This is a genomic window from Pseudomonas tolaasii NCPPB 2192 (assembly GCF_002813445.1).
GTDB classification, from domain to species: domain Bacteria; phylum Pseudomonadota; class Gammaproteobacteria; order Pseudomonadales; family Pseudomonadaceae; genus Aquipseudomonas; species Aquipseudomonas tolaasii.
In genome coordinates this window covers 126503-142668 of the sequence record NZ_PHHD01000001.1, presented here as the reverse complement: position 1 = coordinate 142668, position 16166 = coordinate 126503, and the positions used below count along the sequence as shown (strand labels likewise).

Below are 16166 nucleotides of genomic sequence, written 5' to 3'. Positions count from 1 at the left end.
TCGGTTGTTCAGTGACACCCAGGTGATGCTATCGCAGGCAAGCCAGCTCCCACACAAGCCAGCGGCGGCAGGAAATTACTCCGCGTTGCAGAGCGCCAGGCAGTTATCCAGCATGCGGTTGGAGAAGCCCCACTCGTTGTCGTACCACGCCAGCACTTTCAGCAATTTGCCACTGACTTTGGTGTGATTGGCGTCAAAAATCGACGACAGCGGGTTGTGGTTGAAGTCACTGGAAACCAGCGGCAGGGTGTTGTAGCCAAGGATTTTCGAGTGCTGGCTGGCTTCTTTAAGCAAGGCGTTGACTTGCTCGGCCGTGGCGTCTTTCTTCAGTGTGACGGTGAGGTCCACCAGCGACACATTGATCACCGGTACACGCACGGCCATGCCGGTCAGCTTGCCTGCCAGTTCCGGCAGCACCAGGCCCACCGCTTCGGCGGCGCCGGTCTTGCTCGGGATCATGTTCTGGGTGGCCGAGCGCGCGCGGTACGGGTCGGTGTGGTAGACGTCGGTGAGGTTCTGGTCGTTGGTGTAGGCGTGAATCGTGGTCATCAGGCCGCTTTCGATGCCCAGCTCGCGGTGCAGCACCTGAGCCACGGGTGCCAGGCAGTTGGTGGTGCAGGAAGCGTTGGAGATGATCTGATGGGATTGACGCAAGATGTCATGGTTCACGCCATAAACCACAGTGGCGTCCGCGCCCTTGGCCGGGGCGGAGATGATCACCTTGCGGGCGCCGGCGGTAATATGGGCGGCAGCCTTGTCGCGATCGGTGAACAGGCCGGTGCATTCGAACACCACGTCGATCTTGTGCGCAGCCCACGGCAGGTCGGCGGGGTTGCGAATGGCACTGACGGCGATCCGGTCACCATTGACGGTCAGGCTTTCCTGATCGTGGGCGACCTCTGCTTCGAAAGTGCCGTGTACGGTGTCGTATTTGAGCAGATGGGCGTTGATCGAACTGTCGCCCAGATCGTTGATGGCGACGATCTGCAGATCCTGGCGGTAGCCTTGGGTATACAGTGCGCGCAGGACATTACGGCCGATACGGCCAAAACCATTGATTGCGATACGAAGAGTCATTGGAAAGTGCCTGTCGTCGATTTGTTGTAAGAATTACAAGATTATTCGCATAAAAATAGAAAACAAGCCTTTTTAGTGGCAATATTTTGTTCAATCTACAACGAGTGACCTGAATCAACTGGTCCGATGATGCAAACGACACCCTGCCATCCCATGCGCTGCGGGCGTTTGATCAGCATAGACACTCAGGTCGCCACATCCGTTAGCCTGGAGTTCTACACATGCATCCCCGCGTTATTGAGGTCACCGAACGGCTTATCGCCCGCAGTCGTGCAACCCGCGAGGCTTACCTTGCGCTCATTCGCGGCGCTGCCAGCGACGGTCCGATGCGCGGTAAGCTGCAATGCGCCAACTTTGCCCACGGCGTGGCCGGTTGCGGCACTGAAGATAAAAATAGTCTGCGCATGATGAATGCCGCCAACGTGGCAATTGTTTCGTCATATAACGACATGCTCTCGGCGCACCAGCCGTACGAACATTTCCCTGAACAAATCAAGAAAGCCCTGCGTGAAGTCGGCTCGGTCGGCCAGTTCGCCGGCGGCACCCCGGCCATGTGCGACGGCGTGACCCAGGGCGAGCCCGGCATGGAGTTGAGCCTGCTCAGCCGTGAGGTCATTGCCATGTCCACGGCGGTAGCGCTGTCCCACAACATGTTCGACGCCGCGCTGATGTTGGGCATTTGCGACAAGATCGTGCCCGGCTTGATGATGGGCGCGCTGCGCTACGGTCATCTGCCGATGATCTTCGTACCGGGCGGGCCAATGCCGTCGGGTATCTCCAACAAGCAGAAGGCCGACGTGCGCCAGCGCTACGCCGAAGGCAAGGCCACCCGCGAAGAGCTGCTGGAATCGGAGATGAAGTCCTACCACAGCCCCGGCACCTGCACCTTCTACGGCACCGCCAACACCAACCAGTTGCTGATGGAAGTGATGGGCCTGCACTTGCCGGGCGCCTCGTTCGTCAACCCCTACACGCCGCTGCGTGACGCGCTGACCCGCGAAGCCGCGCACCAGGTCACACGCCTGACCAAAGCCAACGGCAGCTTCACGCCGATCGGCGAGATCGTCGACGAGAAGTCCATCGTCAACTCCATCGTGGCCCTCAACGCCACCGGCGGTTCCACCAACCACACCCTGCACATGCCGGCGATCGCCATGTCGGCGGGCATCATTCTGACCTGGCAGGACATGGCCGACCTCTCCGAGGTGGTGCCGACCCTGTCCCACGTGTATCCGAACGGTAAGGCCGACATCAACCACTTCCAGGCGGCGGGCGGCATGTCGTTCCTGATTCGCGAACTGCTCGAAGCGGGCCTGCTGCACGAAGACGTCAACACCGTGGCCGGCAAGGGCCTGAGCCGCTACACCCAGGAGCCGTTCCTGGTGGACGGCGAACTGATCTGGCGCGACGGCCCGATCGAGAGCCTCGACGAAACCATCCTGCGCCCGGTAGCGCGTGCGTTCTCGCCGGAAGGTGGCCTGCGCGTGATGGAAGGCAACCTTGGCCGTGGCGTGATGAAGGTCTCGGCCGTGGCCCTCGAGCACCAGATCGTCGAAGCACCGGCGGTGGTGTTCCAGGACCAGCAGGACCTGGCCGATGCGTTCAAGGCCGGCCAGCTGGAAAAGGATTTCGTTGCGGTGATGCGCTTCCAGGGCCCGCGCTCCAACGGCATGCCCGAATTGCACAAAATGACCCCGTTCCTCGGCGTGTTGCAGGACCGCGGCTTTAAAGTCGCGTTGGTAACAGACGGGCGAATGTCCGGCGCCTCGGGTAAGATCCCCGCCGCGATTCACGTCAACCCCGAAGCCCAGAGCGGCGGGCCGCTGGCGCGAGTGCAAGATGGCGATATCATTCGCGTCGATGGCGTGAAAGGCACCCTGGAGCTTAAGGTGGACGCCGAAGAATTTGCAGCGCGCACGCCTGCCACGGGCCTGTTGGGCAATAACGTGGGGGCCGGTCGCGAGCTGTTTGCATTTATGCGCTTGGCCGCAAGCTCCGCAGAGCAGGGCGCCAGCGCCTTTACCTCTGCCTTGGAGACGCTTAAGTGAAGCTTGCGCTGGTCGGTGATATCGGGGGCACCAATGCCCGTTTCGCGTTGTGGCGCGATCAGGAACTGCATTCGATCCGCGTGCACGCCACGGCGGATCACAGCAGCCCTGAGGAGGCCATCAAGGTCTACCTCAAGGAAGAAGGCCTGGAAATCGGGGACATCGGCGCGGTGTGCCTTTCCGTCGCCGGGCCGGTGAGCGGGGATGAATTTAAATTCACCAACAATCACTGGCGCCTGAGCAAAACTGCGTTCTGCAAAACCCTGCAGGTCGATGAGCTGCTGCTGGTCAATGACTTCACGGCCATGGCCCTGGGCATGACCCGCCTCAAGCCCGATGAGTTTCGTGTGGTCTGCGAAGGCACGCCGGAACCATGGCGCCCGGCCGTAGTGATCGGGCCGGGCACCGGCCTTGGCGTCGGCACCTTGCTGCATCTGGGTGAAGGCCGTTATGCGTCGCTGCCGGGCGAGGGCGGCCACGTTGACCTGCCGCTGAGCAGCCCGCGTGAAACCCAACTGTGGCAACACATCTACACTGAGATCGGCCACGTCAGCGCCGAGACTGCCTTGAGTGGCGGCGGCTTGCCGCGGGTGTACCGCGCGATCTGCGCGGTCGATGGCCACGAACCGGTATTGGACACGCCCGAAGCCATCACGGCCGCGGGCCTGGCCGGCGACCCGGTGGCCATGGAGGTGTTGAACCAGTTCAGTATCTGGCTGGGCCGTGTGGCGGGTAATAACGTGCTGACCACCGGTGGACGCGGTGGCGTGTATATCGTGGGCGGAGTGATTCCGCGGTTTGCCGACTTCTTTATCAACAGCGGCTTTGCCAAGAGTTTCAGCGACAAGGGTTGCATGAGCGACTACTTCAAGGGCATTCCGGTGTGGCTGGTGACCGCGCCGTATTCCGGGTTGACCGGGGCGGGAGTCGCACTCGAACAAGCTTTTGCGTAGGGGCTGATGGCCTCATCGCAGGCAAGCCAGCTCCCACAGTTGACCGGGTTCAAGCCCTGGAATGCAGTCAAGTGTGGGAGCTGGCTTGCCTGCGATAGGACCTCAAGAGCAACAAATGTCTTAAGCTTGGCCATAACAACAAGGAGGCCCCCGTGAGCGTAACCAGTAAATCCATTCTCCTCGTCGACGACGACCAGGAAATCCGCGAATTGCTGCAAACCTACCTCAGCCGCGCCGGTTTCCAGGTGCGGGGTGTGTCGGACGGCGCGGGGTTTCGCCAGGCCATGAACGAGGCGCCGTGCGACCTGGTCATCCTTGATGTGATGTTGCCCGACGAAGACGGTTTCAGCCTCTGCCGCTGGATCCGCCAGCACCCGCGCCAGGCGCAGGTGCCGATCATCATGCTCACCGCCAGCTCCGATGAAACCGACCGCGTGATCGGCCTGGAACTGGGCGCCGACGACTACATCGGCAAACCCTTCAGCCCCCGCGAGTTGCAGGCGCGGATCAAGGCCTTGTTGCGCCGCGCCCAATTCGGCCAGGAACGCAGCGGCGGCGATGTGTGGGTGTTTGACGAGTGGCGCCTGGACATGATCAGCCACCGCTTGTTTCATATCGACGGCGAAGAAGTGATTCTTTCCGGCGCCGACTTCGCCCTGCTCAAGTTGTTTCTAGACCACCCCCAACAGATTCTCGACCGCGACACCATCGGCAACGCCACCCGTGGCCGCGACTTGATGCCGCTGGACCGCATTGTCGACATGGCCGTCAGCCGCTTGCGCCAACGCCTGCGCGACACGGAAAAACCCCCGAGGCTGATCCGCACCGTGCGCGGCAGCGGCTATCAACTGGCAGCCAGCGTGGTTGCCGGCAATGCCCACTGAGCATTTGACCGAGCGCCGCCGTTTTCCGGTGCCGCGTTCGCTGCTCGGGCGGATGCTGCTGCTGACCTTGCTCGCGGTGCTGTTCGCCCAAGCGCTGTCCAGCGTGATCTGGGTGTCGCAACTGCGCGCCACCCAGCTCGAAGGCCTGGTCACCAGCGCCCGCAGCCTGGCGCATTCGATGACTGCCAGCGTGAGTTATTTCCGTTCGTTGCCGGTGGCCTATCGCCCGCTGGTCCTTGATCAACTGCGCAGCATGGGCGGCACCCGCTTTGTGGTGACCCTCAACGACCGCCCGCTGGACATGCAGATTCTGCCGCAAACCCCGCGCAAACAGGCGGTGCTGCAAACGGTGGACGAAGTGCTGCGCCAGACCCTGGGCAGCGACGTGCACATTTCGGTGGAGTTCGTCAGCGCCGAAGACCTGCGCATCTTCAATGCCGGTTTGAAACTCGATGAGTTGCCACGCTCCTGGGCGCATTACGCGCTGACCCTGGAGCCGGTGAACCCGCCGGTGCTGGTGACCCAGATCCAGCTGGCGCCGGGCGAATGGCTGTACATCGCCTCGTTGTTGCCTGAGCCCTACACCAGCCTCGAAGAACAGGGGCTGCCGTCCCAGCAGGTGTGGTTTATCGTGCTGACCAGCGGCTTTTTGCTGCTGTTCATCGGCCTGTTGGTGCATTGGCAGAGCCGGCCGCTCAAGCGCCTGGCGCGGGCCGCCCGGGACATGTCGTTGGGCGCCGACGTGGAACCGGTGGCCGAGGGCGGCGGCAGCGAAGTGGTGGAAGTGGGCCGTGCGTTCAATGCCATGCGCGAGCGCATCAGTCGCTACCTGACCGAGCGCAGCCAGCTGTTCAGCGCCATTTCCCACGATTTGCGCACCCCCATCACCCGCCTGCGACTGCGGGTTGAACTGCTGGAAGACGACAACCTGCAAACCAAGTTCGGCCGCGACCTGGACGAACTGGAGCTGCTGGTAAAAGGCGCGCTGCAGTGCGTAAAAGACACCGACATCCACGAAAACATCGAGCCGGTGGATTTGAACCATGTACTCGATTGCCTGGTGGAGCCCTACCTGGCGCCCAACGGCAATGGCCGCATCACCCAGGACGGTCGCGCGCTGACGACTTACCCGGGCAAGCCGCTGGCGCTCAAGCGCTGCATCGGCAATCTGATCGACAATGCGTTGAAGTACGGGCAGAACGCGCACCTGCACATCGAAGACGATGGCGCTGAATTTATCCTGCATGTGGATGATGAAGGCCCGGGCGTGCCGGAGCAGCGGTTGGAGCAGGTGTTTGAACCGCACTTCCGGCTGGCCGGGCAGCAGCAGGGTTACGGCTTGGGGCTGGGCATTGCGCGCAATATTGCCCACAGCCATGGCGGGGAAGTGAGTTTGCAGAATCTGCGTGAGGGTGGGTTGCGAGTGACCTTGCAGCTACCCCGCACTCTGGACTGACTTCACACAGAACCCATGTGGGAGCTGGCAAGCCAGCTCCCACAGTTTGATCATCGGTGTGTCATACGCTCTGGCGCATCCGGGCCAGGTCGCGCAAAGGCGGTGCGCCAAACAACCGGCTGTATTCCCGGCTGAACTGCGACGGGCTTTCATACCCCACCCGATACCCCGCCGCCGAGGCTTCCAGCCCTTCGGCAATCATCAACCGCCGTGCTTCCTGCAAGCGCAACTGCTTCTGATACTGCAACGGGCTCATCGCCGTTATCGCCTTGAAGCGGTGATGCAAGGTCGAGACACTGAGGTTCACTTCCTTGGCCAAATCATCAATGCGCAGCGGTTGCTCATAGTTGCCGTTGAGCCACTTGATCGCTTGGCTGACGCGATGGCTCTGGCTGTTGGCCACGGCAATTTCGTACAACCGATAACCCTGCGGCCCACGCAGCAGCCGGTAAAGGATCTCGCGGTTGATCAACGGTGCGAGCATGGCGATGTCTTTGGGCGTGTCCAGCAGGCGTGCCAGGCGCAGTACGGCGTCGAGCAACTGCGCGTCAATGCGGTCCACGTACATGCCGCGCGACGTCGGGCGCGAGGGCACGCCCATCGGGCCGGCTTCGGCGATCAACGCCGTCAGCTGCGCCGGGTCGATATTGATGCGCACCGACAGGTTGGGGTCTTCGGGCGTGGCCTCCAGGATGCGCCCGGCCACCGGCATCGCCACCGAAAACACCAGGTAGTTGAGCGGGTCGTAGGCGAAGATTTCGTCCGCCAGGCGCACTTCCTTGCTGCCACTGGCCAGGATGCACAGCGCGGGCTCCACCAGCACCGGCATGAAATCACGTGGGGTGTTGTGGCGGTTCAGGTACAACGAAGTGATCGCAGTGCCGTAGGAACCGTCTTCCCAGGTGTGGCGGTGCACGATGCTGGCCAGTTCGGCGCGCTGCTTTTCCATCTCGGCATCCAGCGGCAGGGATTTATGTTCAGGCGACGACATGGGGCGACCTCTGCAGGCTTCTTTGATGGGTTCAGCTTAGCGGCGGCTTTTCAAAAAGTGTTACGTCGATTCTGCACAATCCTTGCCTGATCCTGCGACAGGTCGTGAATCAGGCAAGGGCAGGGCCTGTCATCTGCCTGAAACACTGAACATGGGCCTGGAATAAACCTGGCGGGCCAAACGTCGTCTCTATGCATCTCGCAGGATTGTGCAATAAGCCTGCAGGAATTGACTAACCGCGGCCACGCACGCGCCGTTATCTTTGATCCTGTGGCAACACGCCCTCACAGTGCTTGCCGAGCATCACTTCTCAACGGGAGAGTCGAACATGTCCACCCCCATTCCCGCGAGCCATATGGCCTTTATCCGCGCCCGCACCGGGTGCAGCACCGAACTGGGTGCACGCTTGAGCAGTTTGATCGAACCGGGCCGTCAGGCTCAGGGTTGCCTGCAATTCTCGTTGCAGCATTCCCAGGTCGACCCCGATGTATGGCTGATCTCGGGTTTCTGGAGCAGCGAGCAGGCGATGAGCGCCTACTTCAATTCTCCGGCCCTGATGATCTTTACCGAGCTGCTGAACGACATGGTGGTCCGCAGCATGGACTTCCAGACCTTCACCGATGCATCCGCTGCACACGCCTACGGCGAGTACCTGCAACTCGCCGGTTGAGGGTTACAATGGCCGACTTTCCATTGGCCAGGACCCGCAACATGGCACGTAAACAATTTGCCCACCACGAAGCCGTTTCCGCCGTAGTGCCGGGAGAAGGTGGCTACAGTGCCGCCGTCGCCGTCAAGGCACTGGATGGCATGGGCGCACCGCAGTTTCACAAGATCCTTGATGGGCAGAAGTTCAAGACGGCTTCCGATGCCGATGATGCCGCGACGTTGCAGCTTGAGTGCCTGGTCGATGTGGACCAGGACGGTCAACTGACGTGGGCAACTGCCGCTAACTGAATGATCAACACACATCAAATGTGGGAGCCGGGCTTGCCCGCGATAGCGGAGTGTCAGCTAATGCATAAGTTGGCTGACCCACCCTCATCGCGGGCAAGCCCGGCTCCCACATTGGTCTGAGCAGTTTGTTGATCAGTATTCCAATCAACGAGGCCGATACATCTTGAACAACGCCTCCGGCCCCAGCTGGAAGTAATCCGCCGGCCCACCCCCGCGCAGGATCGGCTCGGCAGCGGCGGTGTCGTAAATGCCATCCTTGAGCAGCCACTTGGCAATGTGCACCGCAACCACCTCGCCCAACACCAGCCAGCTCGGCACCAGTGCCTTGTCGGCGCGCTGCAACTGAATGATTTGCGTGACCTTACACTCGAACGCCACCGGACTCTCGCCCACTCGTGGCACGCCCACAATTTTCGAAGCCACCGGCGTCAGCCCGGACAATTCGAATTCGTTCACCTCGGGCGATACCGCCGCACAACTCTGATTCATCTGCTCGGCCAACGGGCGGGTGGCCAGGTTCCACACAAACTCGCCGGTCTGTTCGATGTTGTTCAGGCTGTCTTTACGCCCGACGCTGGAAAAACCAATGATCGGCGGAATGTAATTGAACGCGTTGAAAAAGCTGTAGGGCGCCAGGTTCAGGCGGCCTTCCGTGTCGTGGGAAGAAATCCAGCCAATGGGCCGTGGGCCGACGATGGCATTGAACGGATCGTGAGGCAGGCCGTGGCCGTTGGCAGGTTCATAGAAGTGGATATCGTCAGGCATGGCCGGGGTTCCTGCTGCTAGCGTCGATGAAGTGGCCATACTATGGAATTTTCATTCATCGCCCACCTATTTTTCACAGCGCTGCCTTCAGTCTGCGCCGGAGGTCAAGTCGACCCATTGAGAGACTGAGCTTTGGAGCCTTCCTCCCTATGAATAAACTGCCTCAGATACCCTGGTGTTCCGGGTGATGAAAGTCCGCGCAACCACCATGGGTTCATCTGACGTGTTGGCGGCGGTGCTGGTGGTGATGATTGCGGGAGCGTTGTATGCGCAGCGCCGGTATGTGAGCCGTGACACTGTTTGGAACACGCTATAGAACGAAATGTGGGAGCGGGCTTGCCCGCGAAAGCGGAGTGTCAGTCACTGGGTTCAGTGCTGATAAACCGCCATCGCAGGCAAGCCAGCTCCCACATTTTTTAGTCAGTGGTGATGCGCGAGTGTTTACGGGTGTCCTTCATGGTCGCATAAACCGCCAGCGAAATCGCAATGCACGCCGTCACATACCAGTAATACCCCGTCTCCATGCCGATGCTCTTGAACCACAGCGCGATGTATTCGGCGGTACCGCCGAAGATCGACACGGTCAGGGCATACGGCAGGCCTACGCCCAGAGCGCGGATTTCCGTCGGGAACAGCTCGGCCTTCACCACCGCGTTGATCGAGGTGTAGCCGCTGACGATGATCAGCGCCGCCATGATCAGGAAGAACGCGCCCCACCAGGTCTGGATGGTGTGCAGGGTACTGAGGATCGGCACGGTGAACAGGGTGCCGAGGATACCGAAGGCGATCAGGATTGGCCGGCGGCCGACTTTATCCGACAAGCCTCCAACCAGCGGCTGCAGGCACATGAACAGAAACAGCGTCGCCGCCGAGATGGTGGTGGAGTCGGAGATGCTCATGCCGACCGTGTTCACCAGGTACTTCTGCATGTAGGTGGTGTAGGTGTAGAACGCCAGCGTGCCGCCCATGGTCAGGCCGACCACGGTGAGTACTTCCTTGGGGTGACGCATCAAGGTGCGCATCGCGCTTTCCTTGGCTTTTTCCTTTTTCGTGAACGACTCGGTTTCTTCCATGCCGCGACGCAGGAACAGCGCGACCACCGCGCAGAGTGCGCCGATGGCGAACGGGATGCGCCAGCCCCAGGCGTACAGCTGCTCGGTGGTCAGCACTTGTTGCAACACAATCAGCACCGCCAGGGCGATGAGCTGGCCGGAGATCAGCGTCACGTACTGGAAGCTGGAGAAGAAACCGCGACGTTCCTTGGTCGCCATTTCACTCAGGTAGGTGGCCGATGTGCCGTACTCGCCGCCAACCGACAGCCCCTGCAGCAAACGGGCGAATACCAGCAGGATCGGCGCACCGATGCCGATGGTGTCATAGCCTGGTGTGAGGGCAATCAGCAGCGAGCCGAAGCACATCAGCAATACCGAGGCCATCAGCGCGGCCTTGCGGCCTTTGTAGTCGGCGTAGAGGCCCATCAGCCAGCCGCCGATCGGGCGCATGATGAAGCCCACGGCGAAGATGGCGGCGGTGTTCATCAACTGGGCGGTGGAGGAACCGGCGGGGAAAAAGGTTTTGGCGAAGTACAGCGAGAAGGCAGCGTAGACGTACCAGTCGTACCACTCGACCATGTTGCCGACCGATCCGCTGAAGATCGACTTGATCCGGCTGGACGTGGTGCGTTCTTTCGCCGGCGCGGCCGCCGACCCCAGAGGCAAGGCGTTGGAGTTATCCATTGAAGGATCCTTCATCTAATTGTTTTTGTGGAGCCGCGTCAGCGCAGCCTGGTTCGGGCTATAGCAGAAGCTGTGCCAGGTAGATGAAGGCCCGGTTTAGAAGGGTTGGCGGATTTTTTTGAGCGGAAAGTTGCTGATGATTTTCAGGTGGTGAGCGGAAATCCGCTTATGGCGGCTGACCCTATCGCAGGCAAGCCAGCTTATTCACAGATCAAAAATGTGGGAGCGGGCTTGCCCGCGATAGCGTCTTACAGACAACGCGAGATTCGACCTAGAGGAACGAATCCCGCACCAACCCATGCCGCTGCATCTTCTCATTGAACGTACGCCGCGGCAGTTGCAACTCCGCCAGCACCGCCTTGATATCGCCCTTGTGCCGCATCAGCGCAGCCTTCAGGCAATGGGCTTCGAAAGCCTCCTGCTGCGCCGCCAGGGATTGCCCGGCCTCGACGCCTTCCGGCTCCGGTTCGCCCAGGCCCAGTACCTGGCGTTCGGCGGCGTTGGCCAATTCACGCACATTGCCCGGCCAGTCATGGCTGAGCAGGCGCCCCAGTTGCGGGCCGCTCAAGGGGGTGGCACTGCGGCCCAGACGCTCGGCGGCACTGTGGGCAAAGTGCTCGTAGAGCAACGGAATGTCTTCGCGGCGCTCGCGCAAAGGCGGCAGGCGCAACTGCGCAACGTTCAGTCGATACGCCAGGTCTTCGCGAAACCGCCCGGCGCGGGCCTCGTCCAGCAGATCCGGCTTGGTGGCGGCGATGATGCGCAAATCCACATGAATGCTTTGGTTGGAGCCCAGTCGCTCCAGCTTCTGTTCCTGCAACACCCGCAGCAATTTCACCTGCTGAGCCAGCGGCATGCTTTCGATTTCGTCGAGAAACAGCGTGCCGCCATGGGCATATTCCAGCTTGCCGATGCGCTTGCCCTGAGCGCCGGTGAACGCGCCGCTTTCGTGGCCGAACAACTCGGCTTCGAACAGCTGCTCGGGGATGGCGGCGCAGTTGAGTGCGACAAAGGGTTTCTTCGCGCGCGGCCCGAAATCATGCAGGCAGCGCGCGACCAGCTCTTTGCCGCTGCCGGTCTCGCCACGGATCAACACGTTGACCGGCAAGTTCGCCAGGTCCAGCACTTGGCGGCGCAAGGTTTGCAAACCCCGCGACACGCCGAGCAAGGTTGATTCCAGCTGTGCACGCTGGTCGGCCTGTTGGTGCAGGCGACGGTTTTCCAGAATCAGCCCGCGTTTATCCAGTGCACGGCGCAAGCCGTTGAGCAGGGCGTCGGGGCTGAAGGGTTTTTCCAGAAAGTCGTAGGCTCCGTCGCGCATGGCCTCCACGGCCATCGGTACGTCGCCGTGGCCGGTGAGCAGGATCACCGGCAAGTCGGCATCCCGGCGCTGCACCTCGGCGAGCAGCTCCAGGCCGCTGAGGCCGGGCATGCGCACGTCGCTCAGGATCACGCCGGGGAAATCCCTGGGCAGTTGCGCCAGGCATTCCTCGGCGCGGCTGAACAACTGCACCTCAAACCCCGACAGGCTCAGCCATTGCTCAACGGCCGTGCGAATACTGGCTTCATCATCGACCACAATCACCGCGTTCAACATAGGTCGGGCGTCTCCAGCGCGATAGGCAAGGTCAGGGTAAACACCGCGCCGTCGCCGCGGTTGCCCGCGATCAGGCGGCCGCCCAATTCGTGCACGATAGCGTAGGACACCGCCAGCCCCAAGCCGAGCCCGTCGCCCACCGGTTTGGTGGTGAAGAAGGGGTCGAACACGCTGTTGAGGTGCTCTTCGGCAATTCCGCCGCCGCTGTCGCTGACGGTCAGGCGCCACAGCTGCTGGTCGGCGTGCAGACGAATTTCCAGACGTTTGCGCGGCGTGTCGGCCATGGCGTCGAGGGCGTTGCGCAGCAGGTTGATCAGCACTTGCTCCAGGCGAATGGCGTCGCCGCGCACGAGGGCCGGACGAGTCAGGTCGAGCACCACGCCGATGGCCTCGTCACGCAAACGTGCGTCGAGCAAGTGCAGGGACTGGTCGACCACCGTGGCCAGGTCGAGCTTCTCGCGCAGGCCACTCGGGCTTTTACGTGCGAACGTCTTGAGGTGGCCGGTGAGCGCGGCCATGCGCGTGAGCATGTCGTCCAGCGGCGTGAGCGCCTTGTAGGCGTCGTCCACGCGGCCATGGTCGAGCAGCAGGCGCAAGGTCGCCAATTGCATGCGCTGGGCGGTCAGCGGCTGGTTGATTTCATGGGCAAGGGCGGCCGACATCTGCCCCAGCGCCGCCAGCTTCGCCGATTGCACCAGGCCGTCCTGAGCGGTGCGCAGGGCCTGGGTGCGTTCTTCCACGAGTTGTTCGAGTTCTTCGCGGCTGCGCTGGCGCAAGCGGGCGAGGCGCCAGCGTTGGGTCAAAAACAGCAGCAGAAACACCAGTGCCAGCCAGGACCCTGCAGCCGCAAGCCCTGCATTGCGTTGGTCTTCAAAAGCGAACTGCGGCTTGCGCAACAGGTGCAGGGTCCAGCCCTCGGCTTTTAGCGGCAGGGATTCCCAGATGTAATTGGCGTTGCCGTCGGGGCCGTTGACGCGCATCAAATGGCTGTTTTCGTCGAAACGTTGCAGCGTCTGGCTGTCCAGCGGTTGCAGGTGTTTCTTGTCGTACTGGCGGGTGGCCTTGAGTTCGGCAAGGTCGCCGGCCGACAGCGGGCGCAGGTTGCGGTAGCGCCAGCCGGGCTGGTTGGCGATAAACACGATGCCCCGTGCATCGCTGACCAGCAGCAGGTCGTTGCCCTGTGCCCATTCGCGTTCCAGCTCGGGAAACTCCAGTTTCACCACCATTGCGCCGAGGAACTGCTCGTGTTCATCCACCACTGCGCTTGAGAGAAAGTAGCCGGGGATGCCGGTGGTCACGCCCACGGCGTAAAAGCGCCCGGTGCCCTGGCTCAGCGTCTGGCTGAAGTAGGGGCGAAACGCGTAGTTGTGCCCCACATAACTGCTTGGCAGGTTCCAGTTGCTCGCGGCCACGGCCAGGCCGGTACGGTCCATCAATTCCAGGGTGGACGACTGCGCTGCGCCGTTGATGCGCTCAAGCTTGCGGTTGAGCACGTCTTGAGTCCTGGCATCCACCGGGTTTTTCAGGGCGCTGATCATTTCCGAGTCCAGCGCCAGCACGGCGGGCAGGGCGCGGTAACGTTCGATCAAGGTGTGCAGCGAATTGGCGTACAACGCCAGTTGTTGATTGGCACGGGCGGCGTCGTCCACCAGCGCCTGGCGCTCGGCATGCCGCGTGGCCAGGGCCGCGGCCAGCACCGCACCGGCGATGATCAACAGGGAATAGAAGGTCAGGCGCAGGGGGCGAGGGATCACGATCATACGGTGAGGGGCAGGCACGGTAAGGGAGTGCACCATACCATGCACTGCCGGGATCTTGTGGTCAGCCCGCTTTTGTGGGAGCTGGCTTGCCTGCGATGGCATCACCTCGGTATCACTTGAAAACCGAGGTGATGCCATCGCAGGCAAGCCAGCTCCCACATGTCCGAGTTCATCATGACAATAGCTGCTGCCATAAAAAAGGCGACTGGGCCATGGGGCCGCAGTCGCCTTTATTCTTGCAGGGAGGTGCTTACTGCACTTCTACCGCCAGGCTTTCACTGATCTTTTTCTGCCAGATGGCAGGACCGGTGATGTGCACGGATTCGCCTTTGCTGTCGACAGCAACGGTGACCGGCATGTCTTTCACGTCGAACTCGTAGATCGCTTCCATGCCCAGTTCGGCGAAAGCGACAACGCGCGACTTCTTGATGGCTTGCGCCACCAGGTAAGCGGCGCCGCCCACGGCCATCAGGTACACGGCCTTGTGGTCCTTGATCGCTTCGATGGCGGTCGGGCCGCGCTCGGATTTGCCGATCATGCCCAGCAGGCCGGTTTGCTCCAGGATCTGACGGGTGAACTTGTCCATCCGCGTTGCGGTGGTCGGGCCAGCCGGGCCAACCACCTCTTCGCGCACCGGATCAACCGGGCCGACGTAGTAGATGAAGCGACCCTTGAGGTCCACCGGCAGGGTTTCGCCCTTGTTCAGCATTTCGACCATGCGCTTGTGCGCGGCGTCGCGGCCGGTGAGCATCTTGCCGTTGAGCAACACGGTTTCGCCCGGCTGCCAGCTCTGCACTTCTTCCGGGGTCAGGGTGTCGAGGTTGACGCGGCGGGCCGACGGGCCGGCTTCCCAGACGATTTCCGGGTAGGCGTCCAGCGGTGGCGCTTCCAGCGACGCCGGGCCCGAGCCGTCGAGCACGAAGTGCGCGTGACGGGTGGCGGCGCAGTTGGGGATCATGCACACCGGCAGGGAGGCGGCGTGGGTCGGGTAGTCCATGATCTTCACGTCGAGCACGGTGGTCAGGCCACCCAGGCCCTGGGCGCCGATGCCCAGCTGGTTGACCTTCTCGAACAGCTCCAGGCGCATCTCTTCGATACGGTTCTGCGGGCCGCGCTTTTTCAGCTCGTGAATGTCGATGGACTCCATCAATACTTCCTTGGCCATCACCGCGGCTTTCTCGGCGGTGCCGCCGATGCCGATGCCGAGCATGCCCGGTGGGCACCAGCCGGCGCCCATGGTCGGAACGGTCTTCAATACCCAGTCGACGATCGAGTCGGACGGGTTGAGCATGGCCATTTTCGACTTGTTCTCGGAACCACCGCCCTTGGCCGCTACGTCCACTTCCACGGTGTTGCCCGGGACGATGGAGTAGTGGATGACTGCAGGGGTGTTGTCCTTGGTGTTTTTACGCGCGCCTGCCGGGTCGGCCAGGATCGATGCACGCAGGACGTTTTCCGGCAGGTTGTAGGCGCGACGCACGCCCTCGTTGATCATGTCGTCCAGGCCCATGGTGGCGCCATCCCAACGCACGTCCATGCCTACGCGCACGAACACGGTGACGATACCGGTGTCCTGGCAGATCGGGCGGTGGCCGGTGGCGCACATGCGCGAGTTGATCAGGATCTGGGCGATGGAATCACGGGCCGCTGGCGATTCTTCGCGCAGGTAGGCTTCGTGCATGGCCTGGATGAAATCCACGGGGTGGTAGTAGGAAATGAATTGCAGGGCGTCGGCAACGCTCTGAATCAGGTCGTCTTGCTTGATCACGGTCATGAGTCGCGCTCCTCTATAAGGGAACATTCAATAAAGGTGGCGCCAGTGTTGCATCGGTCGGCTGGAGCCACCTTTCCAAGGCACGCCAAAGTGGTGCAGGCGCGACGCTAAAAAGGCGCGGCAGTATAACCCGGCTCGGTGGCCGATACACCCGACTATGGTCAAACT

General features: G+C 61.7%; 14 protein-coding genes. 7 read left to right on the top strand and 7 right to left on the bottom strand.

The annotated features are described in order from the left end of the window. Positions 1–75: 75 nt before the first annotated feature. Positions 76–1077, bottom strand: a complete 1002-nt coding sequence (gap, locus tag ATI14_RS00685; protein WP_016971130.1) for a type I glyceraldehyde-3-phosphate dehydrogenase — start codon at positions 1075–1077, stop codon at positions 76–78. Positions 1078–1298: 221 nt separating this feature from the next. Between gap and edd the strand changes: the two genes are divergently transcribed. The 4 genes from edd to ATI14_RS00665 all read left to right on the top strand — a co-directional run bounded on the left by edd (position 1299) and on the right by ATI14_RS00665 (position 6418). Next, a complete protein-coding gene (edd, locus tag ATI14_RS00680; protein WP_016971129.1) occupies positions 1299–3125 on the top strand; it encodes a phosphogluconate dehydratase in 1827 nt (608 codons plus the stop codon). Then, a complete protein-coding gene (locus tag ATI14_RS00675; protein WP_080520092.1) occupies positions 3122–4078 on the top strand; it encodes a glucokinase in 957 nt (318 codons plus the stop codon). Before edd ends, ATI14_RS00675 begins: the two co-directional genes overlap by 4 nt. 152 nt (positions 4079–4230) lie before the next feature. Continuing rightward, positions 4231–4962, top strand: coding sequence for a response regulator (locus tag ATI14_RS00670; RefSeq protein WP_016971127.1), 732 nt, complete (start codon positions 4231–4233; stop codon positions 4960–4962). After that, the gene (locus tag ATI14_RS00665) at positions 4952–6418 is read left to right on the top strand and encodes an ATP-binding protein (RefSeq protein WP_016971125.1); all 1467 of its coding nucleotides are present in this window, start codon (positions 4952–4954) and stop codon (positions 6416–6418) included. Before ATI14_RS00670 ends, ATI14_RS00665 begins: the two co-directional genes overlap by 11 nt. A gap of 61 nt (positions 6419–6479) precedes the next feature. On the opposite strand, the gene ATI14_RS00660 is transcribed toward ATI14_RS00665, so the two are convergent. Next, complete coding sequence (locus tag ATI14_RS00660; protein WP_016971124.1) at positions 6480–7409, bottom strand: AraC family transcriptional regulator; 930 nt, start codon at positions 7407–7409, stop codon at positions 6480–6482. A gap of 328 nt (positions 7410–7737) precedes the next feature. On the opposite strand from ATI14_RS00660, the gene ATI14_RS00655 reads away from it, so the two are divergent. Both ATI14_RS00655 and ATI14_RS00650 read left to right on the top strand, forming a co-directional pair. Continuing rightward, complete coding sequence (locus ATI14_RS00655) at positions 7738–8079, top strand: antibiotic biosynthesis monooxygenase family protein (RefSeq protein WP_010208042.1); 342 nt, start codon at positions 7738–7740, stop codon at positions 8077–8079. A 41-nt stretch (positions 8080–8120) separates the two neighbouring features. Further along, complete coding sequence (locus ATI14_RS00650; protein ID WP_031319777.1) at positions 8121–8366, top strand: hypothetical protein; 246 nt, start codon at positions 8121–8123, stop codon at positions 8364–8366. A 144-nt stretch (positions 8367–8510) separates the two neighbouring features. Here ATI14_RS00650 and ATI14_RS00645 read toward each other — a convergent pair whose 3' ends face one another. Next, positions 8511–9131, bottom strand: coding sequence for a flavin reductase family protein (locus ATI14_RS00645; protein WP_017255478.1), 621 nt, complete (start codon positions 9129–9131; stop codon positions 8511–8513). A gap of 187 nt (positions 9132–9318) precedes the next feature. On the opposite strand from ATI14_RS00645, the gene ATI14_RS31815 reads away from it, so the two are divergent. Further along, on the top strand, positions 9319–9447 hold the full coding sequence (locus tag ATI14_RS31815) for a hypothetical protein (RefSeq protein ID WP_256346025.1): 129 nt from the start codon (positions 9319–9321) through the stop codon (positions 9445–9447). Between the two features lie 100 nt (positions 9448–9547). On the opposite strand, the gene ATI14_RS00640 is transcribed toward ATI14_RS31815, so the two are convergent. The 4 genes from ATI14_RS00640 to ATI14_RS00625 all read right to left on the bottom strand — a co-directional run bounded on the left by ATI14_RS00640 (position 9548) and on the right by ATI14_RS00625 (position 15998). After that, positions 9548–10867 (bottom strand): MFS transporter, encoded by a 1320-nt coding sequence (locus ATI14_RS00640; protein WP_016971121.1) that lies wholly within the window; start codon positions 10865–10867, stop codon positions 9548–9550. 271 nt (positions 10868–11138) lie between these two features. Next, positions 11139–12464: a sigma-54-dependent transcriptional regulator gene (locus ATI14_RS00635; protein WP_016971120.1), complete on the bottom strand. Its 1326-nt coding sequence runs from the start codon at positions 12462–12464 to the stop codon at positions 11139–11141. Further along, the gene (locus tag ATI14_RS00630) at positions 12458–14224 is read right to left on the bottom strand and encodes an ATP-binding protein (protein ID WP_016971119.1); all 1767 of its coding nucleotides are present in this window, start codon (positions 14222–14224) and stop codon (positions 12458–12460) included. Before ATI14_RS00630 ends, ATI14_RS00635 begins: the two co-directional genes overlap by 7 nt. Before the next feature lie 250 nt (positions 14225–14474). Continuing rightward, the gene (locus tag ATI14_RS00625; RefSeq protein WP_016971118.1) at positions 14475–15998 is read right to left on the bottom strand and encodes a fumarate hydratase; all 1524 of its coding nucleotides are present in this window, start codon (positions 15996–15998) and stop codon (positions 14475–14477) included. Between the last annotated feature and the right edge of the window lie 168 nt (positions 15999–16166).